Source organism: Bacillus sp. FH, assembly GCF_052216825.1.
Taxonomy (GTDB): Bacteria; Bacillota; Bacilli; order Bacillales; family Bacillaceae_G; genus Bacillus_A; species Bacillus_A paranthracis.
On sequence record NZ_JBQOUU010000001.1, the window covers coordinates 2,189,729 to 2,214,282 of the forward strand.

Sequence of the window (24,554 nt, forward strand, 5' to 3'; positions counted from 1 at the left end):
CGCATTATACGCCTACCCTTCAGTCATGACACTTCATTTTTATTCTTCTTATTTAAATACCAATATACCGGCAGCCCCGTAAACACAATTCCAATTGATAAGAAACAACTTACCGGATCATTGATAATGGCACTACCAATTACAAAGAGCGAGCCGAAAATCGCAACGATTGGTACGATTGGGAATAACGGTACACTGTATGCACGCTCTTTATTTTTATTACGTTTTCTTAAAATGAAGACACCGATAAACGTCATTACGTAGAAAATATAAATAATGAATACGGAAATCTCAGATAGCTTATTCGGATCGCTAATAATCATTAAAATAATTCCTAAAATGATTTCAACAGTAATCGCATTTGCTGGTGTTTTAAATCTTGGACTTTCCTTCGCAATAAACTTAGCAAATGGAAGTTGTCCACGTTCTGCCATCGACATCGGGATACGTGGGAACGTTAAAATCTTTCCATTTAAACAACCGAAAATAGAAACGATAATACCGATACTAATAATTTTCCCACCATATTCTCCAAGTAGCATTCCTGCAGCTGTCGCTGTTGCATTTTCTCCAAGTTCTACAATTTGCGTTGCTGGTAATACATTCAATAACGCCAAATTAATTAATACGTAAGCAGCTGTTACAATTAAAATCCCAACTGTCATTGCTTTCGGTAATAGCTTTGTTGGATTCTTCATTTCTCCACCAATCGAAGCAAGTAAAATCCAACCGTCATAAGCAAATAACGTTGCTAAAATTGCCATCCCGATACTTTGATTTTCTGATATCGGCACAACTACGTTAAAGATGTCGCTATTCCCTTTCCAAAAACCTAACACAACAATTAATACGATTGGAATCATCTTTCCGATTGTCGTAATCGTTTGAACGATACCTCCGTATTTTGTTCCCATACTATTTACAACGCCAAGGAACACAACTGTTCCGATCGCAATTGGTAAATTCCATACTTTATCTAAATAGAAAAAATTAATCATTAAAGAACTAAAGTATAACCCTAACGTTCCAATAATAGCTGGCCCATACACAATCGTTTGCATCCAGCCTGATAAATATCCCCAAAAGCTTCCATAAATCTCCTCTAAATACGTATACAACCCACCATTTTTCGGGATTTGCGCTCCAATTTCAGCTACTGTTAAACCACTTGCTAACGTCAACAGACCACCAATTATCCAAGCAAGAATCGCCATATTAGAACTCCCCGAGTAATCTAATACGCTGCCTGGTTTCATAAACACACCAGACCCAATGATCGTTCCTACTACGATAGAAAGTGCTACCGTTAAACCAATTTTGTTCTTCTCATCATGATGCATGCTTCTTATCCTCCTTCCAATTCTAGTGTGATGCAAAAATGAAATAAAAAAACACTCCTCCCTAAAAAAGGGACGAGTGTTATATTCGTGGTTCCACCCTTGTTTCAATTCGCAAAGTAACACACTTCACCAATTTCTCAAGTCTAAAATAACGGTTTTTGCCGGCAAGCAATTACTAAATGTTCGTTCACTGCTGCAGTTCAGAGGTGGTAATCTATTTTTTCGTATTAGGAAGCTCACAGCCAAAGGCTTCCCTCTCTGAGAATCGTAAAAAATTGATCGTGTCCTCATCATCACTTCTTGATGTCGAATTTTGTAGTTATTGTTCATTATATTGAATTGTTAGAAAAAATCAATATATTTTTTATATAACATACGAAATTTTTCTCTTCTTATATTATAACAGAATTTACGACACTTCTCTAATTCCCTAAAAACGGTATAATTCATATAGGAGGTGCACCAATAATGATTGCTGTTTTTTGTATCATCGCTACATTTCTTTCTGTTCTATTCGCTATCATGCATCGGTACAAGTATCCTGGTTATAGCATTTTAGCGGTAGCTATTATACCAGCTGTTTCCTTCTATGTATTAGGCAAATATCAATATACAGAAGTATTTATCGGTTTTGCAATCTTCTACTGCGTCTTTGGATACATACTAACTATGAAAAAAATTTTATTAAATCATTAAAAGGGACCGATTTCTGCTGACAGAAATCGGTCCTCGCACGTACCTTCCGGTTGCCCACACGAAAGATACGAATTCATTCAATTATTTCTCATCTTTTTTCATAAAAAACTTATGGTGCGGTAAATCAACATTCAATGCCTCTAATTGTTTCTTTTCATTGTCTAAAATCTCTTTTGCCTTTGTTTTTGTTGCCTCATCTAATCCCACAAACATTTCTTCATGCTTCTCTTTCTCTGGGAGTTTCACACCTAACTTCGTTAATTCTTCTTTTGCTTGCTCATGCGTTAATTTGCCGGACTTAACTTGTTCAAAAATTGACTTCACTTTTTCTTTCGCCTGTTCATCTAAGTTAGCAAGCATATCTTTACGCTTACCCTTCTCCGGCATTTTCACGCCTAATTTCGTTAATTCTTCTTGCGCTTGTTCACGTGTTAATTTTCCGGATTTCTCTTGCTCTAAAATTGATTTCGCTTTTTCTTTCGTTTGATCATCTAATCCCGCAAACATTTCTTTCTGTTTACCCTTTTCCGGCAACTTCACTCCTAGTTTTGTCAATTCTTCTTTTGCTTGTTCTCTTGTTAATTTTCCAGACTTTTCTTGCTCTAAAATTGATTTCGCTTTTTCTTTCGTTTGATCATCTAATCCCGCAAACATTTCTTTACGTTTTTCTTTCTCTGGAAGCTTTACACCTAACTCCTCCAACTGTTTCTTTGTATCATTCATAATCGTTTTTACTTTTTGTTTTGTAGCGTCATCTAAATCTTTTCTCGCCGTTTTTGCAGACTGATCCACTGCTGGAGTATTCGTTGCCGCGAATGCCGGGATGCCGACTCCCCCAATGATTCCGAATGATAACGCACCTGCAATCGCTAAATACCCAACTGTTTTCTTCTTCATAGGAAATTTCCTCCTTCATATTTCTAATGCATGTACACTTTCGTATACAACGCCTATAGTAATGTTGGTTTCTTAACATTTCCTTAACGACTTAACAAAAAAACACCGCTCATGATGAGCGGCGTTATTCTATGCTTTTTGTAATTGTAATTCTTCACGTTCCATTATTCTTCTTAATACAATTGTTTGTGTCATTGTAAATAAGTTACCTGTTATCCAGTACAACACAAGACCTGATGGTGCCGCAAATCCCATAAATAAAATCATTGCCGGCATCATAATTTGCTGCATCTTTAGCATCTGTACTTGTTCTCCAGGTGTAATATTCGATTGGAAAACCTTCATTTGAATAAATGTCGTTAATGCTGCAATAATCGGTAATATATGATAAGGATCTGCATGTCCTAAGTTCACCCATAAAAACGAAGATGTGCGAATCTCTTCTGTTCGGCTAATCGCATAATACAAAGCAGAGAAAATCGGCATTTGTATAAAGATTGGCCAACAACCAGCAAGTGGATTCCAACCGCCTGATTTCATTAGTTCTGACATTTCTTTTTGATACTGTTTTTGTTTTTCTAGATCTTTGCTTACATCACCGTATTTCTGCTTTAACTTCTGCAATTCAGGTTGCATTTTCTTCATTTTCGCTTGGCTACGATATTGCGAAACAGCTAATGGAATCATTGCTGAACGAATAACGAGCGTCATAATAATGATAGCAATCCCAAAGCTAGCTCCCGGTATATGATGAGCAACAAATTGAATCATAAACGAGATTGGATATACAAAATAATGATCCCAAATTCCCGTACTATGTGCATCAATTGGTGCTGCATTACTGCAACCAGATAAAACAAAAACAAGTAATAATGATAAACTAACGAGCACAGCTCGGTATGATTTTAACATGTTCATTCCTCCAATGTTTCGTAATTATTTAGCGAAACATTGGTGTATACGGACCGACCTCGTCATTCTCTTCACTTGATTCTTGTCTGCGTACAGAACGAATCATTCCATATTTATAAAAAATAGAAAATAGCGGTACATTCCCCGCACTATCTTCACATGTATCAACTAACGCAAATGCTCTTTGTCTACCGCTCGATGCTTGCTGACGCACAAAGCGAGAAACGTTAGCAAGGAAGAAAACTTCTAACAAACAAAGTGCTGTCGTTACAAACGATATATATAGAATTGCATCCTGCAATAAAAATTCCATCGCTTCACATCCTTAATAAGGTCATTTTAGCACATTCGGCAAACATTCTCTATTTCCTTTTATCGTCAAAAAAAGTATTTTGCATATTTTCTCAAGAAAATAATAATTAAGAAACATTGTATTCGCTTTCTTTAGTATATTCACACACATCAATGAATAGGCTTGATTTATTAGAAATTTATAAAATTTTTGCATTATAATAAAACTATTGCCAGTTTTTGAAAAAACCTTTATTCTCTTCTTGTAATCAAAAATGAATATGGAGATGAAACATACTATGGGTCAACTAGGAGACGCCGATTACGTTCCCGACACCGCCTTTTTATCCTTCCCAGCAGCTAAAACATTTCACTTAGAATTTATCATACAGTTGGTTGTTATTTTCGTAGCTTCTATTTTGTATGCAATTTCTATGAATATGTTCTTTATCCCGCATAACATGATTAGCGGTGGATTCGCTGGGGTAGGGATGATTATCGGTTATTTAATGCACTACAATATCGGTGCACTTATCTTTTTACTAAACATTCCTCTTCTTATTTTAAGTCACTTTTACTTAGGCAAGAAGACAACCTTTTTAACAGCGTACTTTGTAGCTGTATCATCGTTAGCGATGAACATTATCCCTGTACACCAAGTTTCAGACGATATTTTACTATCTTCTGTATTCGGCGGTGTAATCTGCGGAGCAGCTTCAGGAATCATATTCCGATTTGCTTCTTCAACAGGTGGTTTTGATGTTGTTGGATTGATTGTAGCGAAATATCGAGATGTTTCAATTGGAGCAATCATATTTGCATTCAACTTAATCTTACTTGTTGTAGCAGGATTTATTTTCGGATGGGATATTACACTTTATACGTTAATTAGTCGATTTGTAGTCAGCAAAGTGATCGATGCTGTGCATACGAAACATATTAAATTAACGATAATGACAATTACAGAAAAAGGCGAGGAAATAAAAAGCGCCCTACTACATCACGGCATACGTGGCGTGACAATGGTAGATGCTGTCGGCGGCTATACAAACCATAAGAAAAAAATGATTTACACTGTCGTGACTCGCTATGAGTTAGGCGAAATGAAACGCATTATCCGTCAAGTGGATAATAAAGCATTTATGAACATTACTGAAACAGTTGAAATTGTCGGCCGTTTCAAACGCATATAAAAAAGGTCAATACATGAAAGGGCATCACATATTATATGTGATGCCCTTTGTTATTCAACTCACGCACCTTTTAGCATAATACAATCACTACGTTTATTACTACAAATCGGAGGATAGCATTCCATATACAATACTGTCTGTCCATTCATCTTTATTCCAGAAATCTTGTATGAAATATGCTTCCTTTCTCATGCCTATTCGTTCACACAATTTTTGTGAAGCTGTATTTCGTGCATCAAGATTAGCTTGTATACGGTGTACATTACATTCATGAAATAATTTAAATACCAAACGACTTACTGCTTCTGTTGCCAAACCTCTCCCAGTTACTTCATTTGAAAAACTATAACCAATCTCAACAGTGTCTTTCATATTTGTGTACCATACGGATAAATCACCAACTACCTTAGTTTTGTATATAACCGCCAAACTTAATACTGATTCTTTAGTAAGCACATTGTTTTCTAGCTTCTTATTAAATCTTTCCTGCATGTCTTCATAAGTCCACTTATTATGTAATAGGAACTTACATGTATCCTCACTATTATAAATAGCAAATACATCCTGCAAATCAGTACTTTTAAAAGGTCTAATTATTAATCTTTCTGTTGTGAACTCCAAGTTAACTCTCCTCCCTTACATTACATGCATGCCATAAAACATTTTTTATCATATTTAAGTCTACTTAGATCTCACCTTGATTACATATTTCATCAAAATAAATGAAACTCCTTCTTCTACTAAACCGCACCGTTAATGGTATTTCCTTGCGTTTTTTATTTTTTACACTTATTACAAAATCAGATAATTCTATTATTATGTCTCTAAATGTGTTATAATGAAAACAGACTCACAAAAAAAGAGTATATAGACTTGGAAGTTTCTCATATTTTACAAACAAAAAGAAACGAGCAGTCAGGTATATTTCAGACACCATACACGTAACGGTTTAAATAACCGATCATCTTAGTTACTCTTCAATGATCTTTTTATAAAAAGATACGTACAATTAAAACTCACTTCAATATACTATACCTACCTTTTTGACTTCCAAATCATCTTATTACATAAGGAGATGAACATATGAATCAATATATACGATATACAATAGCTGTCCTGTTTGCTATTATCGGCGGAACAATCTGCTTCTGGACAAACACTCAGCTTGGAGAGAATATCATTTTTAATGGAATCGAAACACTTGTAAGCGCTTCAATTTTAGGAGGATACATTTTCTTCCTCTTCAATCCAGAAGAAAATGCGCAAAAAACAATGTTATTAACAATGATCGGAATTGTCGGCGGATGTATTTCCTACTCAATGACTAACTATACATTACCACTTCAATTAAGCTCAGCTTTCTTCCACGGTCTATGGACTTGGTTCATTGCATTCTGTCTAGCAGATGTATTCAACCTATTACAAGACAACGAAGAAGAAAACGGTCGCCAAATTGAAAGTAACTCGTAAGCTGGAAGAGATTCTTCCAGCTTTTTTATGTTGGTTTGCATACCCCGTCACCATAATAAAAAGAAGCTACTCTACAGCAACTCCTTCCCTATATACCCCATCTGGTAATCGCCGGAATATATCAGCGATTTTTCAAATATATCGACGATTTCTCCACTTATATCAGCGATTTTTTCATTATATCGACGATTCGACACAGGATATCGACTTACCGACAATTTTCGGCAATCTATTTATACTCTATACCCCGCCACTACAATAAAAAGAAGTTACCCTCACGGCAACTTCTTTTCCATATACCCCATCCAGTACCAACCAGATTATATCAGCGATTTTTCAAATATATCGACGATTTCTCCACTTATATCAGCGATTTTTTCATTATATCGACGATTCGACACAGGATATCGACTTACCGACATCTTTCGACACTAAAGACGCTCAACATACCCTATCCCCCAAGCAATTTACTGCCGAACTCTACGATTAAAAAGATAATTAATAAGATCGCGAGTATTTTTAATGCTACATATGCCACTTTAAAAACAACATAAATGAGCAAGACGATTAAAATAATCGTTAAAATTTCCATCTAGAATTCCTCCAAGCTTTGCTCTTCTTATCTTATTTTACTCGCCCCACACTTTTTATGGAACGGCATAAGACGACATAGAAAAAAGAGGTTACCTCACCCATCGTAAGATACCCTCTTCTTTAGCTGCTCAAACCATTCTCTCTCTAATTGTAAATATCCCATTCCACTCTTCTCAGCGCTCTTCAATTCTTTATCAGCTTTCCTCATATAAGTACGAGATGCTTCCATATCGCCCTCTAAATATTTAATAATTCCTTGTGTGCGATAATATCCGTTTAGGTCCATTTTTGTAATAGCCTTCCCATGTTCCCTCGCTTCTTCTAAAGAAAGACTATCCATCTCATAAAGGGCTTTATATAGAAGGTACCAACTATGAAAACTACTAACGAAAAACTTATTTTCTTTCGTTACAGGTAGTTGAACAATTTGTTTTATATACGGTACGGCTCTTTCCATTCCCTCTTGATCCGCACGAGCCAAAAAGACGAGCATAAGTCTACTCATTATCTCTCTTATCCCTTTATTTTCTTTTATTTTTTCCTCACTCAGTTCTACCAATCTTTCATCCCAATCTCTCGGTCTTTTATAACTAAATAACTCACTCGATATTTGAATCTCATATAAATGATTTCTAGCTCTTTCATCATCTTTAATTAAAATAAGAAATTGCATACCATCACTCATAAGCGTTCCTTTTATCGGCACAATTGTAACTGCAAAGATTGCAAAATGGAAAAAGGAAAAATATAAAAGATATTGATAATAACTCACCATATATATGTAACCTGAAGTAATACCAAATAGTAAACTCGTAATCGGTCCACCTAAAGTAAGCCATGCCCACTTTTTCGAAAGGTTCGGTGTCTCTATAGAAGGTGGTACTAGTGTTGCAACGCCTCCAAAGTACGCCCATAATTTATTTTCTCGAATGCGTACTCTCCCCTTCTCTTTTTGAACAGTAATGGGTCCTACTGTCATAAATTTAAAATTCAAACCACCTATTACACCGAATACTACATGCCCTAGCTCATGAATGGCTAATACTAACAATGAAATTCCAACTATTGCCCATAGGTTCAAAATTACTTCTAATTTCCCAGTTCGGATTACTCCGTATAAAATGGACAAAACTAACGCCGCCGTCATAGTACCAGCTGGCCTTCTTAAAATATCCACCTTTTTCTCCCCTTAATAAATCATTTTTCTATGCATTTCGTACATGAACTTTCCGAGATGCAATATCCAAATAAATGAGATTAAGCCAATTAATACAAAGTCGATATCACTAGCCGCCGTATATATAACGGCAGCCCACCATACATATGCCAATATTGTATTCGTAAATTCATAAGCTTTATATCCAGCCTCATGCACAATGTGCTTTAATCCTTCATCTGCGTTTTTCGTCCACATTTTCATAGATTCCATATATGTCACACCTTGTTCAGGATATAGCTTGTTATAACGATTTTTTGTTATGAGCCCACTAATCACTACAATAGTTAAACAAACAATAGAAGCTACTAAATTCCACACTGCAAATGAAACATTTGTATCCTGCAACAGTGCACGTCTACATGCAATAACTGCATATACAAACCATGCCTGCGTAACTATATCACCTACACGTAAATATATACTTATAATGCCTAATTTTCTGCCTTGTACACTCTCTTCTTCATCGCGTGCCTCTGCTAACATACGTGTATTCTTCCAAGTGTAGTACATCATTAAGATTCCAAAAATGGTGCATATACCTATAAATGTATTGGATGATAATTTTCTCGGTTCATCCGAGAGTAAATCTAAAGCTATATAAGATGTTAAAAAACCACCCATCATACTTAATGCCATTTTCCCCACAAAATCAAATTGTTTTTTTCGTTTACTCTTCATCATCCTCTTCCCCCTCCACTAACGTAAATATTTCCTCCACCGGTACATTGAAAATTTGTGCGATTTTTAACGACAATACGATAGATGGTGCATAATCCCCGCGCTCAATTAAACTAATCGTTTGCCGCGATGATCCAATCGCTTTCCCTAAATCCCCTTGTGATAAACGATGCTTTGCTCGCAATTCCCTCACTCGATTTTGAAGCTTCATGTCTTCCCTCTTTTTCATTTATTTAAATAAAATTGTAAATAATATCCTTATTATTGTCAATTATAATTGTCATTTTGACGTTAATAATTGACAAGATAATCTATAAATTTTTAAACAGGTAAACAAAAACTTATTAAAATAAAAAAGGCAGTGCATCTGCACTGCCTTCCTAAATTCTGACATAGAATGGATTCCATATTAACTTGCGTTTTGTAATAATGCTCGTTTTAACTGTTTACGGAAACGAACTCCTAACGTAATTGCTACAATCGCAATCACTCCAAAAATAATTTTACCGATATGACCTTCTAGCGCTCCAAAAATATCATGTAAATTGCCACCTAGCCAGTAACCACCGATTAAGAAGAATGATACCCAAAATAGAGCACCTGAGTAAATTGTAATTGCAAAACGGCGGAACGGTAAGTTAATAATTCCCGCAAAGTATCCTGTAAAGTGACGTACACCAGGAATAAAGAAACCGATAAAAATCAAGAAGTATCCATACTTATCAAACCACATTCTTGTTAAGTCGATTTTTCTTTGTGTTAAAAATACGTATTTCCCATACTTTTGAACAAAGGGCATTCCTAATTTATTTCCTAAAAAGTATTGGATCGTCATTCCTACACTTGTCCCAATGAAGGATAGGATAATTAAAATCGGTAAACTTAAATCACCCTTATGTGCTAAAAATCCCGCATATGCTAACGTTGGCTCTCCCGGAAACGGAAGTGCAATATATTCTAACAGCAAGCCGACAAGTACAACATAGTACCCGTATTGCTGAAATAATTCATGAATCCATTCCATGTCATCTCTCCTTTCAATCACGTGCAACTTCTTACTAATATTGTATAAAAAAATTGTCGAAATAACTATCACAATAGCTTACATTTTTATTACATTTTTGTAAGGCTCTCACTAAACTTTTCCGTTCTTTATTTACTTTCATTTTCAGACAACTTAACAAGTATATAACGTGAGAAACCAGGGCCTTAATATGCATTTTTTATCCATTTTTTAACACTTAAAAATCGTTATATTTTGTTCTTAATAAAAAACCACTACAAACTCATACGAACTTCATATTAGCTTCATATACGTATTGTAAGATTATATCGGAATTTGTTTAAAAATTTAACCAATATATGACTAAACATTAATTTGAATAAATATTAATCGCTTTTCGAAATTGAAAAAAGGGTGAATACGAAATGGAAGCTTATAAAATGCACGATTTTATTAATACAAATGTTGAATCTCACCAAAATGAAACCGTTTTTAATTTACACATATGTGAAACAAATGAATTTGACGTAAGTTTAACAAAGTCTACAACACTGTCTTTTATCGTTTCAAAAAAGAACATTAAGATTGTTACGAAAAAATGGATTAATTCAAATCAAGAAAGCATGATTGGCAAAAGCTACATCATTCCAACGAAAGCTTTTCACTACTTCTTACCAATTATTTCTGAAACGGAAGATGAATTAAATATTCAAGTTCAAAGTTTTGGACTACATGGCGAACTTTTATTAAATGAAAGATTACTTATTGATAAAAACAACAAACACAATGCCAAAATTACTACTTTCTTTGAAACATTAGATGAAAATGTAAATAAAGTATTACGAGGATTGCAAATTCATTGTATGTAAGACTATTACAATAGTAAAAAGGAGAATATAATGAAAAAACTATTATTAGGCGCACTATTATCATTAGGATTTTTAACTATTCCATTCACAAATGCTGAGGCAGCTACAACGAAAGATCAACTGATTGTAAACACACAGTTAAATAAAATGGATTATTATCAAAACGGAAAATTCATAAAAAGTTTTACTGTCGCTACTGGAAAAGCATCTACTCCTACACCTAAAGGTACTTTCCAAATCGTAAATAAAATTAAAAATCGTCCTTATTACACAGGCAAAATTAAAGGCGGCGATCCACGTAATCCGCTTGGTGACCGTTGGCTCGGACTAAACATGGCAGGAACTTACGGAACAACTTATGCGATTCATGGTACGAACAATAATCAGGCAATTGGTAAGTGGACAACACTAGGTTGTATTCGTATGTATAACAATGATATACACTGGTTATTTGAGCGTATTCCCCAGCAAGCTACTGTCACTGTAAAATAACCTCAAAGCGCGATTTACATGTAGCCAAGAATTTTATGTCTTGGCTTATTTTATTTCTTCATTTACAGTAGCAAAACAACTGTATTTACATATATAATAGGAATAGATTGTGTTAGGTAACATCCAAACATTGATAAACATGGATATTAAAATTATACAGTTATAATATTTTATAAATTTTACAATACATACTATAATAGAATTACTGTAATTCTTAAATATTCAGTTTCACTAAACAACTCCCCTTGCTACTTTCATGATTATTCTATGGCGGGGGCTTATTATATGTATAAACAATCTGAGTCATCGAAAAAATGATGAATTCGAATATTGCAGTAAAAAGCGTTATTTAGGAGGTGTTACTATGACGCATATACTGGTGATTGAAGACAACCCAGATATACAAGAACTAATTCGTGAATTTCTAATGGCACAAAACTTTACTGTTGATGTCGTTGGTGCTGGGACAGAAGGTATACTTCTTTTCCAAAAAAATTCATACGATCTTGTCCTCCTTGATGTGATGTTACCAGATATAGATGGCTATAGTATTTGTAAAATTATGCGAGGACAATCTGATGTACCAATCATTATGTTAACAGGCTTACATAATGAAGAAAGTGAAATTAAAGGATTTGAATTAGGTATTGATGACTATATTACGAAACCGTTCCATTACACCGTATTTATTAAACGTGTAGAAGCTGTATTAAGAAGGGCAGCAACGAAGGAAGCCGAAGCTGCGACTATACTACAATTCCATGAATTGATGTTAAATTCTACAGCATACGCCGCTTATGTTCATGGTAATCAAATTGAATTGACAACAAAAGAATTTGAAATTATTTATACTTTACTGCAAAATCGAGGAAAAGTATTATCAAGAAGTGATTTGTTGAATAAGGTATGGGGCTATGAACATTATGGTGATGTAAGAGTTATAGATACACATATTAAAAACTTACGAAAAAAATTAGGAATTCCTTATATTAAAACGGTGAAAGGCATTGGCTACAAAATCGAATCGTAGCAAAGACAACATCACCAAAAATATTTTCATCAAAACCTTATTATTTTGTATTCTTTTATCACTTTGTCTTTATCAAGTTATTTACTTCTTAGCTTCAAACTACGATAAAGAACGTTTTGCGAAAGAAAATGGAACGCATACTACAGAACAAGCGGATTCAGATAAACAAAACGACCAAAGTAAAATGAATCAAAATAAAGCTGTATCACAGGGGGACATGTTTAATTTCCAATCTGCTATTATAGATTATAATTTCTCTCTACAGCTATCAATCACCTTTTGCAGCCTAGCCAAACTGCAAAAGCAAAAGAACATACTCAAAATATTTCGGGGAAAAATAGCGCTTCTGCTCCATCTACAGAAATGGAAAAGCAAGTCGCTACTAATGATGCCTTACATAAACAAAATGCAGCAAGTAAAGCAAATGATGCACAAGATAATCCAAAATTAACAGATGTACTGCAGCAATTAGCTCCACATATCGGCGCAACAATGCTTGCATTATCTCTGCTCGGATCTTTAATTTATGCAAAACTAATTGCTAAACCTTTTCAATATATGAGTGATGCTTTAAAAGATATTATGAATCTTGATTTCTCAGATAAAAAGCTACTCAACAAAAATACGGATCAAACAGATTTTAATTTACAAGTAGCTGCTTCACAAGTACCAAATATAGTGAAGAATTTACATGCAAGCAATCAAGATTTAAGAAATGAACTCAAAAAGGAACAACAATTAGAACAATCTCGTAAAGAATTTATGTCTATGGTTTCCCATGAATTAAAAACACCAATCGCAGCCGTTATGGGACAACTAGATGGCATGATTCACGGAATTGGAGCTTATAAAGATAGAGATAAATATTTAAAACGTTCCTATGAAATGATGCAAGACATTAACATATTAACGGAAAAAATGTCGGAATTATCCAAAATACAAAACCCTCAATTTAAACCTGATTTAAAAGTTATCTCATTAACTAATATTATTGAGGATGTTATGAAGAAAGTAGATTATTTCGTATCTGTAAAGCAGTTAAATGTTCAATCTAACATTAAACAAGATGTACAAGTTTTAGCTGATCCTAAATTTATTCAAACTGCCATTTTTAACATTATTTCAAATGCAATTCATTATACAATTGACCATCAGCATGTATATATAAAGCTTTATGAAAAGCCAAACGGTTACGCATTAGAAGTATTAAATACAGGTTCACAAATAGATGAGGATAAACTTGCTCATTTATTTGAGCCATTCTATCGCGCAAACCCTGACAAACACGGCTTAGTACAAGGTAGTGGTCTTGGGTTATACATTGTAAAACAAATACTAGATAAACATCAATTTCCTTATGGTATACAAAACACGCCTCAAGGTGTAAAATGTTCTATTGTATTCCCAAAAGCAATGTAAAAACCTACTACAATTGCATATCCCAAATTCATACTTCGTATGAGTGGCGGAATTTTGTAGAGTATATGACTCTGTTTCGTTCGCCCGTTATCCTTATTTGGATAGCGGGCGTTTTTTATTATGTAAAAGGAGGATTTTCATGGAGAAATTTAAGTATTCATTACTCGTTTTATTCGGAGCTTGTAGCTACGGCGTACTTTCAACTATTTTCAAACTCGGATTCATTAATGGATTTTCAGCACATCAACTATTAGGAGGACAATATGTCTTCGGATGGATTGGTCTTCTTCTGCTCGTTCTTTTCGTTTCACGTCATAAAGTAACAAAAAAGCAATTCTTTTCCTTACTAACAGTTGGCACAACGATGAGTATGACCGGTATCTTCTACGCTATTTCTGTAGAAGAACTACCAGCATCTATCGCTGTCGTCCTACTTTTCCAGTTCACATGGATTGGTGTCGTTATTGAAGCAATTGCAAACCGAACATTTCCAAGCCGTGAGAAAGTTATATCTATCATTATTTTATTTGCTGGAACATTGTTTGCAGGCGGTGTCTTTGAAGGTCTCGGACAAAACTTTTCCACGAAAGGTATGATCTTTGGTCTATTAGCCGCTGTCTCTTTTTCATTCTATGTTTTCGCCAGTGGGCGTGTTGCTACAGAAGTTCCGCCTTATACGAAAAGCTTTCTTATGACAACAAGCGCTACGCTTATCGTATGCCTATTCTTCCCGCCAACCTTTTTAACAGATGGTGCCCTGCAAGCTGGCCTATGGAAATATGCTTTCTTCCTCGGATTATTCGGCGTTGTCGTACCTGTCATTTGTTTTTCGATTGGCGTACCGAAAGTAGGAACAGGACTTGGTACAATACTAGGTGCAGCTGAATTACCAACAGCCATTATTGCTTCTATTACACTTGTACATGAAGTCGTAACGTTCATGCAGTGGATTGGGATTATCGTTATATTACTTGGGATTTTCACTCCTCAACTTCTTACAGCTAGGAAAGAAAAAAAACGTAATCGCGTGTATAGTGCTTAAAAATATTAACTTGCTTATAAATGGAAATAAAGTTACAATGTGGTATAATTTCAAATCTATTTGGAGGTATAAATGACTATTTTAAGCGTAGCCTTTTTTGCCATTATGTGTATCTTCTTCCTAATAAGATATATGAAAGAAAAGAAATTTTACGATGTGCTCGTCATTCCTATTTGCATATATTCTGGAGCAGTCAAAACCCCTTTGGTGGAGTACTTAAACTTTAATACCACATTCAAAATAACATATGATATTGCAGCTATTATTCTCGTAATCCTTGCTGTGCTGTTCTTCTTAAAGGATAAGAAGGAGAATCCTACTGCATAACAAAAGACCTTTCATTTACTTGAAAGGTCTTTTTCTCTATCTCACTTTACCGCTCCATATAATTTCTCTACCTCATGCTCAATTTGTTTCACATCAATCCGTTCAAATAGTGGCTGCACGCTATCAATTCTACTTGGCAACGTATGTTGAGGCTCCCAATTCCGGTTCACAATCGATAATGTGTTTCTAACTCTTTCACTTGAAAATGGTAAAAATGGTTCAAGAAGATTTACAAAATTAGCGATGAGATACACACAATTATAAATCGTTTCTTCGCATGAAACTGGATCATCCTCCCTTTGTTTCCAAGGCTGCCTCTCATCAAAGTATTTATTTGCAAAACGTACTGCATCAAATATTGATTCTAGCGCCACCTTGAATTTAGTTTGCTCAATCCCCTCTCCTACATGTTTATATAATCCTTCTACTTTATCTTTCAGCTCTACATCAATACTTCCTTTCGGCACGATACCACCATAATATTTTTCAATAAACTTTAATGTCCGGTTCACAAAGTTCCCGTATGCACCTAATAATTCACTATTATGACTGTAAATAAATTCACGCCATGAAAAATCAGTATCGCGATTTTCTGGTGCGTTGACGGTTAAAAAGTAACGAATAGAATCTGGATCATAGCGTTCTAATATGTCAGGCACCCATACCGCCCAGTTTTTACTTGTAGATAATTTTCTTTTTTCCACTGTTAAATATTCATTCGAAACGATATGACGCGGGATTGCTCCTTCCCCTATTCCAAGTAATACCGCTGGCCAAATGACGGAATGAAACGGAATATTATCCTTTCCGTGCACATAATATGTTTTCGCTTCGCTATCCCAAAACTCTTGATCATCTTCCCCTGTTTTTTCAGCCCAATGTTTACTCGCTGAATAATAGCCTGTCACTGCTTCAATCCATACGTAAATTTTCTTATCTTCATACCCTTCTACTGGAATTGGTACCCCAATTGGTAAATCACGTGATACAGCCCTATCTAGTAATCCTTCCTTTACATATCTCTCTGTTAGTTGAATCGCATTGTCGCGCCATCTTTCTGTTTGTTTGGCGTTTTCTACAGCCGTTTTGATTTGCTCCTGAAATGTATGCAATGCAAAATAGAAATGCTCTGTTTCCTGTACGGATGGTGTACTACCACATAACTTACATTTCTTTTCTAACAAATCGAGTGGATCTAAAATAGCTGAACACGCATCGCATTGATCTCCTCTTGCTGCTTCATGGCAATGCGGACATATCCCTTCCACATAACGATCAGGTAAAAATTGTGTACACGTTTCGCAATATGCTTGTTCCACTGTTTTTTTATAAATATGTCCCTCTTCTAATAAACGTAAAAAAACATTTTGAACCGTTTCATGATGGTGCTCACTATCTGTACGTGTATAGCAATCATACGTAAAACCAAGGCTACGGAAACATCGCTGAAACTCTTCATGATACTGATCAGCAATTTCCTTCGCCGTCACACCTTCTTGTTTTGCCCGAATTGCAATTGGTGTTCCATTACAATCACTTCCCGAAACATACAACACATTCTCACCTTTTGCCCGATAATAACGTGCTAAAATATCTCCAGGTAACAAACTCGCAATATGTCCAAGATGTAACGAACCATTTGCATACGGCCAAGCGCCTCCAATAAAAATACTCATCTTACATTCCTCCTTTAAAATATAAAAAGCCCCGCCCTTATCTAAAAAAAGATAAGGGCGGGGCTGTATAAACAGTCGCGGTACCACCTTATTTCGCCAATTACTCACATAATTAGCCTTAACAAGTACGGAGCTATATGCTCTTATACTGTGGTTTTGATAACGAGTACCAACTCTCGTCGCCGCCTACTATTATCATTTGATAAGTTCAGGACGAAGCTCAAAGGCCATTGTTCAAATGAATATTCTTGCTTCTTCTCAGCTACCGAAGCTCTCTGGAAAGAATGTGTTCATCCTACTTTTCCTTTTCAACGCTTTTACGTATAACAAGTATTGTACGACTTAATTACAGAAAAATCAAACTTTTATCTAGAAAGAAAAGGAAATTCCATCCCCCTGCCGAATACCTATACGTTCACAAAAGGAGTGATATAATTGAATCAAAAACAACTAAGCACACGTAATGAAAAAAGCTGGAATGCAGCTGCTTATGAAGCTTGGACGAATCGTCACGGGGCACCAGCTGATTATGCGAAAAAAATCATAGAAGACCCTATGCGTGAGGTAGATCACTATTTACCTTACATACAATCTCCGAAAGGAAAACGTATTATTAATTTACTCGGGTCAAAAGGAAATAAAGCTGTTGCTCTCGCTCTTTTAGGAGCTGACGTAACAGTTGTTGATATTTCAGCAAGTAATGCAAAATATGCAAATGAACTTGCGGACGCAGCCGGTGTCTCTATCGAATATGTCGTTTCTGATGTATTACATGTGCAGCTCTCCGAATCATTTGATATCGTATTGCTGGAACTCGGTGTACTCCATTATTTTTTAGATTTAAAACCGCTCTTTCAAAAAATTGCTACTTTACTTAAAGAAGATGGAATGCTGATCCTTCGTGACTATCACCCTGTTTATACTAAATTATTAGGAGTCGACCACCCATCATTTCAGGCCAATGGAAATTATTTTGATAAAGAATTAATTGAAGAGGATGTTGCTTATAGCATCCTTCTTACAGAAGCGCAGAAAGAATCGTTACCTAAAACAACCATCCGCCGCTGGACGCTAGGAGAAATTGTTACAACACTTGCAGAAGAACATTTTAAAATTGAAAAACTAGTTGAAGAACACGGGCCTCATCAAAGATGGGTCTTCCCTTCTACTGCACCGGAAGGAATGGAAGAGCGTGTACCGGGTCTCTATACATTAATTGCGACATCATGCAAAAAAGGATCCCTTCACGGATAGGATCCTTTTTGCATGCTCACGCATATAAGTTGAGGTTGGAGATTACCATAATTCTGTAGAATAGGACACAAGATATTTCAACATTTCGTCTCTGACTTACGTCGTCAAAAAGGGGTATGACCAACATAACGAAGAGTAATGTCTTTAGTTGATACTGATAATCGTTATCAACTAATTAGAAGTATACATGATGTTATTTCAAATTACAATAGCATTTCTTATTTTTATTTATGAATTTTTTGATATGCAAATGTATACATTTTAAGAACATTTACTTATATGAATCTGCCATATTCCATTATCTGCTATAATTTTTATTGAACAGATTAATAACTTCATAATGATGTTTTTATTAATTCTGCTCTAAATATTTATAAATTATAATAAACAGTTTTTAAAAGGCAGGGGTAACGATGAAATATGTTAGTATTCGAAAAAAACTACTGTTCACACTCTTAAGCATTTCTTCTTTATTTAGCATTGCTCTTATTGTTATTCTTTCATTCGCTATGAGCCAAGCGAGCGAAATTGAAACGTTAAAAAATGATGTTTCCAAAAGAGCAACCATTTTAAAAGAACGTGGCGATTGGTTCCAAGCACAAGTTGCTGGTTTACAAGAATATTTACTATCACATGATCAAAAAGGATTGGATAAATTCAACCGAGAAGGAAAAAAACTAGCTGATACGAGAGAAAAAGTAACCAGTGATAAAAAACTTTCGGAAGGAATGAAAGAAGCCATTTTAATGGGCGGAAAATGGCGAAGCGTCATAGATAATGAAGTCCTCCCTCTCGCTCGCGAAGGAAAATGGGACGAAGCATCTAAAATCGCTTTAGCTCAAACTGATTACGTAAACGACCTTTTAAGTCGTTTTACGAAATATGCAAATGAAGAAAATGATAAACGTGACGCATTAATTGCCGACGTGGAGTCTTCTTCATCGCTTATTCAATATATTATTTTCTTCTCACTTATTACATGTACAGTAACGTCTATTTTATTAGCATGGTGGTTCTCTGGTAAGCTCGTTAAACCGATACGACAAATTGATGAGAAATTAAAAGAATTAGCTTCGCAAGATGGTGATTTAACTGCTAGATTGCATGTAACGAGTAAAGATGAAATTGGTGATATCGCCAATTCCTTTAATCAAATGCTCGCTAATTTACAACGTATAATAAAACAAGTGCAACAAACATCAACAAGTGTAAAAGAAGCATCTGAAAATGTGTTTATCGAAACAACTGCTTCTATGGAAAATACCGCCAAAACTGAAGAGACTATGAATGCTCTTGAGCATAATATTCGTTCACAAGTTTCCAGCATCGAAGAAAGTTCAACTGCAATGGACGATATGGCAACAAGTGTTCAGCGTATTGCAGAATCCGCCTCTTCTGTTGCTAGCCTAGCTGTTACTACTTCAGAAAAAGCTGATAGTGGGAATAAAGTCATTGAGAAATCTATTACACAAATGCATACCATTAATGAAGCTGTGAACGCTACATCACAAGTAGTAGAACGACTTATTACACATACAAATCATATTGATACTGCACTTCAATCTATTTCTAATATCGCGGAACAAACGAATTTACTCGCTTTAAATGCTTCCATTGAAGCGGCTCGTGCTGGTGAACATGGAAAAGGCTTCGCTGTTGTTGCCGATGAAGTACGAAAGCTTGCTGAACAATCTCAGCTAGCAGCAACTGATATTAACCATTTACTTCATCAAATTCAAGCAGATACAAAAATAGCAAATGAAATGATGACGCAAGGTCAATCAGAGGCTTCTGAAGGCATTACAGTCATTCGTACTGCTGGATCTTCATTCTCAGAAATTGTTAACCACATTAACAAAGTTTCTACACAAATGCAGGAGGTGTCTGCAACTGCTGAAGAAATGGCCGCAAGTTCTGAAGAAATGAACGCAGCTTTAAATAACATCGCTTCTATTTCAAATGAGGTTGCCGCCGAAACATCACAAACAGCAACTTCAGCTGGTGACCAAGTAAACAAAATGAGTGTCGTTGCTAAAAAAGCATCTGAAATGAAAACGACTGTGCAAGAACTTGAAGTTCTCGTTTCTCATTTCAAGACAAACGTTTAAAGCAAAATTTTCATTTATACTTCTATGAGCTCCAAGGTTTTAAAAAGAGAGATTTACAGTCTCTCTTTTTCACTTTAAAACATTTCTTTCTATCTCCCATTCCGTCTGCTATAATTCCTAAAGGAAAGAAGAAAGCTTTGTTCCATCTGGAGTAAAGCTTTCTTTCAATTTTTTAAATTTATTAATTCTAATACTAAGATTTCACAAAGGAGGCTTTTTATCATATGAATTTTATTAGCATTCGAAAAAAACTAATGTTTATGATGGGAACGATTTGCGCTTTATTTGGCATCGCCTTAGCTTTTATTTTATTTTTTACCATGGATCAATCTCGTCAAACTGAAGCATTACAAAAAGAAATCTCTCCTCTTGCAACACAATTAAAAGAGCGCGGAGATGCTTATCAAGTACAGCTCTCTGCTTTAAGAGGTTATTTATTACAACATGATCAGGTCGAATTAGACAAATTTAACTCGATGAGTAAACTTCTTGAAGATAAGAAAGAGCAACTTCTTTCAAATCCTAACCTTTCTGAATCTGTAAAAAATACAATGGAATCAGGATCCACTTGGAGAAAATTCATTGAAGAGAAAGTTTTCCCTCTTGCAAAAGAACAAAAGTGGGAAGAGGCACTACAAGTAGCTTATGCAGAAAATAATACTGTATATAAAGTAATTGGTGACTTCACAAATTACAGTAATGAACAGGCTAAATTACGTGATCAATCTATTAAAAAAATTGATCAATCTTCACTACAAATTGAATATGTTGTCTTCTTATCACTTATTATTTGCATTATCGTAGCTATCACTCTTGCATGGTGGTTCTCTGGTAAACTTGTAAAACCAATTCAACAAATTGATAGTAAACTAAAAGAATTATCATCTCAAGAAGGTGACTTAACAGCCCGCCTACAAGTAAACAGTAATGATGAAATTGGTACGATCGCAACATCATTTAATAAAATGTTAGAAAACCTACAACATATCATTAATCGTGTTCAAAAAACATCTGTAGAAGTACAAAACGCTTCTGAAAACATGCTAGAAAAGACGAATATATCACGCGAGGCAACGATAAAAGTTCAAAGCACAATGTCCAACTTAAATGAGAGTATTCAATCACAAGCCGCTAGCATGGAAGAAAGCTCAACTGCAATGGACGATATGGCAGTAAGTGTTCAGCGCATTGCTGAATCTGCCACATCTGTAACTGAACTTGCTGTAGCTACATCTGAACAAGCTAACGATGGAAATACTGTTATTCAAAAATCTGTTTCACAAATGACAACGATACACGACGCTGTAAATGCTACGTCAGAAGTGGTCGAACGTCTAATCACCCACACGAAGTATATTGATACAGCTGTACAATCTATTTCTAATATCGCGGAACAAACAAACTTACTTGCTTTAAATGCATCTATCGAAGCAGCTCGTGCTGGCGAACAAGGAAAAGGCTTCGCTGTCGTAGCTGACGAAGTTAGAAAACTTGCTGAACAATCTAAAACTGCTGCAACAGATATTAACCAATTACTACATCAAATTCAACAAGACACTGAAACTGCGAGCTCTATGATGTCACAAGGCCGTTCGGAAGCATCTGAAGGCATTCATGTCATTCGTGAAGCTGGAAATTCCTTCACAACAATTGTAGAACAAGTAAACAAAGTATCTACTCAAATGCAAGACATCTCAGCAACTGCTGAAGAAATGGCTGCAAGTGCTGAAGAAATGAACGCTTCACTGAATAACATCGCTTCTATTTCGACTGAAGTATCTAGTGAAACAGCGGCAACAGCACAATCTGCTGAGAAAAAAGTCGTTACGATGAATGAGATGACACAAACAGCTAAACAAATGAAACAAACAGTTGAAGAATTAGATCAACTCGTATCACATTTTAAAACTGAATAGCCATTCCAAAAATATTCCTCTTCCAAGAGGAATATTTTTTTGAGCTCATTTCCTGCACTTTATACATATATCCGTTATAATGAGAATCGATATCATTAATATGTAGGGGGTGCTACACATGTCACAACAAGCATTTGAAGAAAAGTTATATGCAAACTTAGAAGCTGTTATTGACCCTGAACTCGGTGTTGATATTATTAATCTTGGATTAGTTTATGACGTTACAGCAGATGAAAATAATAATGCTGTCATTACGATGACTATGACTTCTATCGGTTGTCCAATGGCTGGGCAAATTGTATCAGACGTAAAAAAAGTATTATCAACGAACGTACCTGAAGTCAATGAAATAGAAGTAAATGTCGTATGGAATCCGCCCTGGTCTAAAGAACGCATGTCACGTATGGCGAAAATCGCATTAGGTATTCGCGACTAAATACAGAAAGACCTGACATCCTAGTCAGGTCTTTTCTCTTATTATTTTACGCCTACTGCATCATAAGCTTTCGTTACAGCTTGTACAGCTTTAGAGTTTTTACCATATAAATCTTCAGCTGACTGAAGTGCTGCTTGGCGCATCATCTTAAAGTCAGAGTTTGCAGTTAAATATTTCGTAAGAGCACGGTAATAAATTTTTTCTGTCGCTTCACGGCCTACTCCTGTTACTTTCACGCCGTAATGCTCCCCGCCTTCAGATACTAAGTATGCAGCTTTATTGTTAATACTACTGTTAATATGAACGCCGCCGTTATCAGCTGTTCCAGTGTAGCGTTTATTATAATGATCTGGGTAACCTTCACCTGGTTTTAATGGATTTGGAATAGACGCTGGATCTTTCAGAGAACGAAGTGCATCACCAGGTTTTCCAGGTGTATAAATGTCAGCACCTAAATCCCAGCTCTTCTTCTCAACCATGACACCCATAATATCAGATAACGATTCATTTAACGCACCTGACTCATTTTTATAAACAAGATTTGCTGTATGTTCCGTTACAGCATGCGTTAATTCGTGACCGATAACATCTAGTCCAGCAGATAATGGAATGAATGTTTTTCCATCGCCATCACCATACATCATTTGTACACCATTCCAAGCTGCGTTATTCCAGCTTTCTCCAACGTGAACAGTCGAAATAAGCTTCGCGCCTTTATCATCGAAAGAGTTACGATTAAATGTCTTTTTGTAGTAATCATATACTTTTCCTGCGTTTACATGCGCATCAACTGCAGCTTTATCTTCGAAGAACTTAGATTTACTTTCAACTTCTTCTCCTGTATATCCAAGCCATTGTGAGAATAAATTAAACAAGTTTTCATCCATATTTTCTGCATCAAACGTATGGATACCTTGTCCTCGTTTACCATCAAACAAGTTGAATTGTCCTGTTTTCTCATCTTGAGCAATTTCAAATGATTGTCTAGCTCCTAGTACTCCGTAACCAAATCCTGTAATGTGATCTACAGCGTTATATTTCTCAATCACATTTCCATTCGTTGCATCAACAAAGTAATGCCAATACCCTGGAGCTGGCTTTGAAATCGACGCTTTCACTAAGTATGCAAGATAGTAATTCCCATCTTTTTCATACACATATAAATCTTTTTTCACACCGTCATAATTCTTTACTTTACCAACTTCTTTTTCAATATCTGCCTTTGCAATTGTTTCTGCTTGCTCTGCACTAATCTTTGCAAACTCAGGAATATTTTTATCCTCTAAATTCGGAATAACTTGTCCGAAGAATGCTTTTACATTATTTTCTTTATCTAGTGTAACTGTTTGATCTGAACCGTACACAGGAATGTTATTATGTTTCTCAACTAGCTTCACGTGTGTTGTACCGGATTCAGCATCTTTTTCTTCCCCAACGACATTAAAGTGCTTATCAATATTTCCTGCTAATTTGAACATATCTTTCTTACTCTCTAAATATTGAAAGACCGTTTCTTTTTTATCTAGTCCTTCCGGTGCTTTCCATTCTTCACCTATGTATGCAGGCGTTTTAAATTCTTGATGGTATTGAATTTTTTGTTCTTCCGCTTTCGTTGTCGTTGCTCCAAATGTTCCAAATCCCCCGGCGATAACAGTTAACGCTAATGCTGATGAAATGACTTGCTTTTTCACT

General features: G+C 35.5%; 24 protein-coding genes, 1 pseudogene and 2 other annotated features. Of the genes and pseudogenes, 13 read left to right on the forward strand and 12 right to left on the reverse strand.

All coding sequences use genetic code 11. The annotated features are described in order from the left end of the window. Window positions 1-23: 23 nt before the first annotated feature. Window positions 24-1,340: an APC family permease gene (locus ACTT1L_RS11715; protein WP_061131772.1), complete on the reverse strand. Its 1,317-nt coding sequence runs from the start codon at window positions 1,338-1,340 to the stop codon at window positions 24-26. Window positions 1,341-1,405: 65 nt separating this feature from the next. After that, window positions 1,406-1,643: a binding site (T-box leader), on the reverse strand. A gap of 165 nt (window positions 1,644-1,808) precedes the next feature. On the opposite strand from ACTT1L_RS11715, the gene ACTT1L_RS11720 reads away from it, so the two are divergent. Continuing rightward, window positions 1,809-2,036, forward strand: coding sequence for a hypothetical protein (locus ACTT1L_RS11720; RefSeq protein WP_000562242.1), 228 nt, complete (start codon window positions 1,809-1,811; stop codon window positions 2,034-2,036). An 81-nt stretch (window positions 2,037-2,117) separates the two neighbouring features. Here ACTT1L_RS11720 and ACTT1L_RS11725 read toward each other — a convergent pair whose 3' ends face one another. The 3 genes from ACTT1L_RS11725 to ACTT1L_RS11735 all read right to left on the reverse strand — a co-directional run bounded on the left by ACTT1L_RS11725 (window position 2,118) and on the right by ACTT1L_RS11735 (window position 4,158). Next, complete coding sequence (locus ACTT1L_RS11725; RefSeq protein ID WP_086707160.1) at window positions 2,118-2,933, reverse strand: hypothetical protein; 816 nt, start codon at window positions 2,931-2,933, stop codon at window positions 2,118-2,120. Between the two features lie 129 nt (window positions 2,934-3,062). Further along, on the reverse strand, window positions 3,063-3,845 hold the full coding sequence (yidC, locus tag ACTT1L_RS11730) for a membrane protein insertase YidC (protein ID WP_000920536.1): 783 nt from the start codon (window positions 3,843-3,845) through the stop codon (window positions 3,063-3,065). Window positions 3,846-3,873: 28 nt separating this feature from the next. Then, window positions 3,874-4,158: a hypothetical protein gene (locus tag ACTT1L_RS11735; protein WP_000394930.1), complete on the reverse strand. Its 285-nt coding sequence runs from the start codon at window positions 4,156-4,158 to the stop codon at window positions 3,874-3,876. Window positions 4,159-4,435: 277 nt separating this feature from the next. On the opposite strand from ACTT1L_RS11735, the gene ACTT1L_RS11740 reads away from it, so the two are divergent. Continuing rightward, the gene (locus tag ACTT1L_RS11740; protein ID WP_442821919.1) at window positions 4,436-5,329 is read left to right on the forward strand and encodes a YitT family protein; all 894 of its coding nucleotides are present in this window, start codon (window positions 4,436-4,438) and stop codon (window positions 5,327-5,329) included. A gap of 99 nt (window positions 5,330-5,428) precedes the next feature. Here ACTT1L_RS11740 and ACTT1L_RS11745 read toward each other — a convergent pair whose 3' ends face one another. Next, entirely contained in the window at window positions 5,429-5,950 is a 522-nt protein-coding gene (locus tag ACTT1L_RS11745) for a GNAT family N-acetyltransferase (RefSeq protein ID WP_442821920.1), read from the reverse strand. 462 nt (window positions 5,951-6,412) lie between these two features. Here ACTT1L_RS11745 and ACTT1L_RS11750 point away from each other — a divergent pair, with 462 nt between their 5' ends. Further along, the gene (locus ACTT1L_RS11750; RefSeq protein WP_001077770.1) at window positions 6,413-6,799 is read left to right on the forward strand and encodes a DUF3938 domain-containing protein; all 387 of its coding nucleotides are present in this window, start codon (window positions 6,413-6,415) and stop codon (window positions 6,797-6,799) included. Window positions 6,800-7,250: 451 nt separating this feature from the next. Here the strand turns inward: ACTT1L_RS11750 and ACTT1L_RS11755 are convergent, their stop codons facing one another. From ACTT1L_RS11755 to ACTT1L_RS11775, 5 genes are all read right to left on the reverse strand, one after another. Continuing rightward, window positions 7,251-7,391 carry a DUF3985 family protein gene (locus ACTT1L_RS11755; protein ID WP_000404784.1) on the reverse strand — a complete coding sequence of 47 codons (141 nt, stop codon included), beginning with the start codon at window positions 7,389-7,391 and terminating at the stop codon, window positions 7,251-7,253. A gap of 96 nt (window positions 7,392-7,487) precedes the next feature. Continuing rightward, window positions 7,488-8,540: a hypothetical protein gene (locus ACTT1L_RS11760; protein WP_061131952.1), complete on the reverse strand. Its 1,053-nt coding sequence runs from the start codon at window positions 8,538-8,540 to the stop codon at window positions 7,488-7,490. 42 nt (window positions 8,541-8,582) lie between these two features. Continuing rightward, window positions 8,583-9,290: a DUF3169 family protein gene (locus ACTT1L_RS11765; RefSeq protein ID WP_061131953.1), complete on the reverse strand. Its 708-nt coding sequence runs from the start codon at window positions 9,288-9,290 to the stop codon at window positions 8,583-8,585. Next, window positions 9,280-9,501: a helix-turn-helix transcriptional regulator gene (locus ACTT1L_RS11770; protein WP_000776168.1), complete on the reverse strand. Its 222-nt coding sequence runs from the start codon at window positions 9,499-9,501 to the stop codon at window positions 9,280-9,282. Before ACTT1L_RS11770 ends, ACTT1L_RS11765 begins: the two co-directional genes overlap by 11 nt. A 198-nt stretch (window positions 9,502-9,699) precedes the next feature. Continuing rightward, a complete protein-coding gene (locus ACTT1L_RS11775; RefSeq protein WP_000454757.1) occupies window positions 9,700-10,314 on the reverse strand; it encodes a DedA family protein in 615 nt (204 codons plus the stop codon). Between the two features lie 404 nt (window positions 10,315-10,718). Here ACTT1L_RS11775 and ACTT1L_RS11780 point away from each other — a divergent pair, with 404 nt between their 5' ends. The 6 genes and pseudogenes from ACTT1L_RS11780 (at window position 10,719) to ACTT1L_RS11805 (ending at window position 15,472) form a co-directional block, all read left to right on the forward strand. Further along, window positions 10,719-11,162 carry a DUF3978 domain-containing protein gene (locus ACTT1L_RS11780; protein ID WP_000388752.1) on the forward strand — a complete coding sequence of 148 codons (444 nt, stop codon included), beginning with the start codon at window positions 10,719-10,721 and terminating at the stop codon, window positions 11,160-11,162. A 30-nt stretch (window positions 11,163-11,192) separates the two neighbouring features. Beyond that, window positions 11,193-11,654: a L,D-transpeptidase gene (locus tag ACTT1L_RS11785; protein ID WP_000734937.1), complete on the forward strand. Its 462-nt coding sequence runs from the start codon at window positions 11,193-11,195 to the stop codon at window positions 11,652-11,654. 364 nt (window positions 11,655-12,018) lie between these two features. Next, entirely contained in the window at window positions 12,019-12,684 is a 666-nt protein-coding gene (locus tag ACTT1L_RS11790; protein ID WP_000148833.1) for a response regulator transcription factor, read from the forward strand. Next, window positions 12,662-14,103, forward strand: a pseudogene (locus tag ACTT1L_RS11795) (sensor histidine kinase). Before ACTT1L_RS11790 ends, ACTT1L_RS11795 begins: the two are co-directional and overlap by 23 nt. Window positions 14,104-14,242: 139 nt before the next feature. Then, entirely contained in the window at window positions 14,243-15,145 is a 903-nt protein-coding gene (locus ACTT1L_RS11800; protein ID WP_000410516.1) for an EamA family transporter, read from the forward strand. A gap of 72 nt (window positions 15,146-15,217) precedes the next feature. Beyond that, window positions 15,218-15,472: a hypothetical protein gene (locus ACTT1L_RS11805; RefSeq protein ID WP_000154156.1), complete on the forward strand. Its 255-nt coding sequence runs from the start codon at window positions 15,218-15,220 to the stop codon at window positions 15,470-15,472. Between the two features lie 41 nt (window positions 15,473-15,513). Here ACTT1L_RS11805 and metG read toward each other — a convergent pair whose 3' ends face one another. Beyond that, entirely contained in the window at window positions 15,514-17,148 is a 1,635-nt protein-coding gene (gene metG, locus ACTT1L_RS11810) for a methionine--tRNA ligase (RefSeq protein ID WP_442821921.1), read from the reverse strand. A 50-nt stretch (window positions 17,149-17,198) separates the two neighbouring features. After that, window positions 17,199-17,469 (reverse strand) — a binding site (T-box leader). A gap of 114 nt (window positions 17,470-17,583) precedes the next feature. Here metG and ACTT1L_RS11815 point away from each other — a divergent pair. From ACTT1L_RS11815 to ACTT1L_RS11830, 4 genes are all read left to right on the forward strand, one after another. Beyond that, entirely contained in the window at window positions 17,584-18,402 is an 819-nt protein-coding gene (locus ACTT1L_RS11815) for a class I SAM-dependent methyltransferase (protein ID WP_309422176.1), read from the forward strand. A 413-nt stretch (window positions 18,403-18,815) separates the two neighbouring features. Beyond that, entirely contained in the window at window positions 18,816-20,510 is a 1,695-nt protein-coding gene (locus ACTT1L_RS11820) for a methyl-accepting chemotaxis protein (RefSeq protein WP_071742134.1), read from the forward strand. A 224-nt stretch (window positions 20,511-20,734) separates the two neighbouring features. Further along, window positions 20,735-22,426 carry a methyl-accepting chemotaxis protein gene (locus ACTT1L_RS11825; protein WP_061131780.1) on the forward strand — a complete coding sequence of 564 codons (1,692 nt, stop codon included), beginning with the start codon at window positions 20,735-20,737 and terminating at the stop codon, window positions 22,424-22,426. A gap of 118 nt (window positions 22,427-22,544) precedes the next feature. After that, window positions 22,545-22,862, forward strand: coding sequence for a metal-sulfur cluster assembly factor (locus ACTT1L_RS11830; protein WP_000082521.1), 318 nt, complete (start codon window positions 22,545-22,547; stop codon window positions 22,860-22,862). A gap of 41 nt (window positions 22,863-22,903) precedes the next feature. Here ACTT1L_RS11830 and nprB read toward each other — a convergent pair whose 3' ends face one another. After that, the gene (gene nprB / locus ACTT1L_RS11835; RefSeq protein ID WP_048557413.1) at window positions 22,904-24,553 is read right to left on the reverse strand and encodes a neutral protease NprB; all 1,650 of its coding nucleotides are present in this window, start codon (window positions 24,551-24,553) and stop codon (window positions 22,904-22,906) included. Window position 24,554 lies beyond the last annotated feature (1 nt).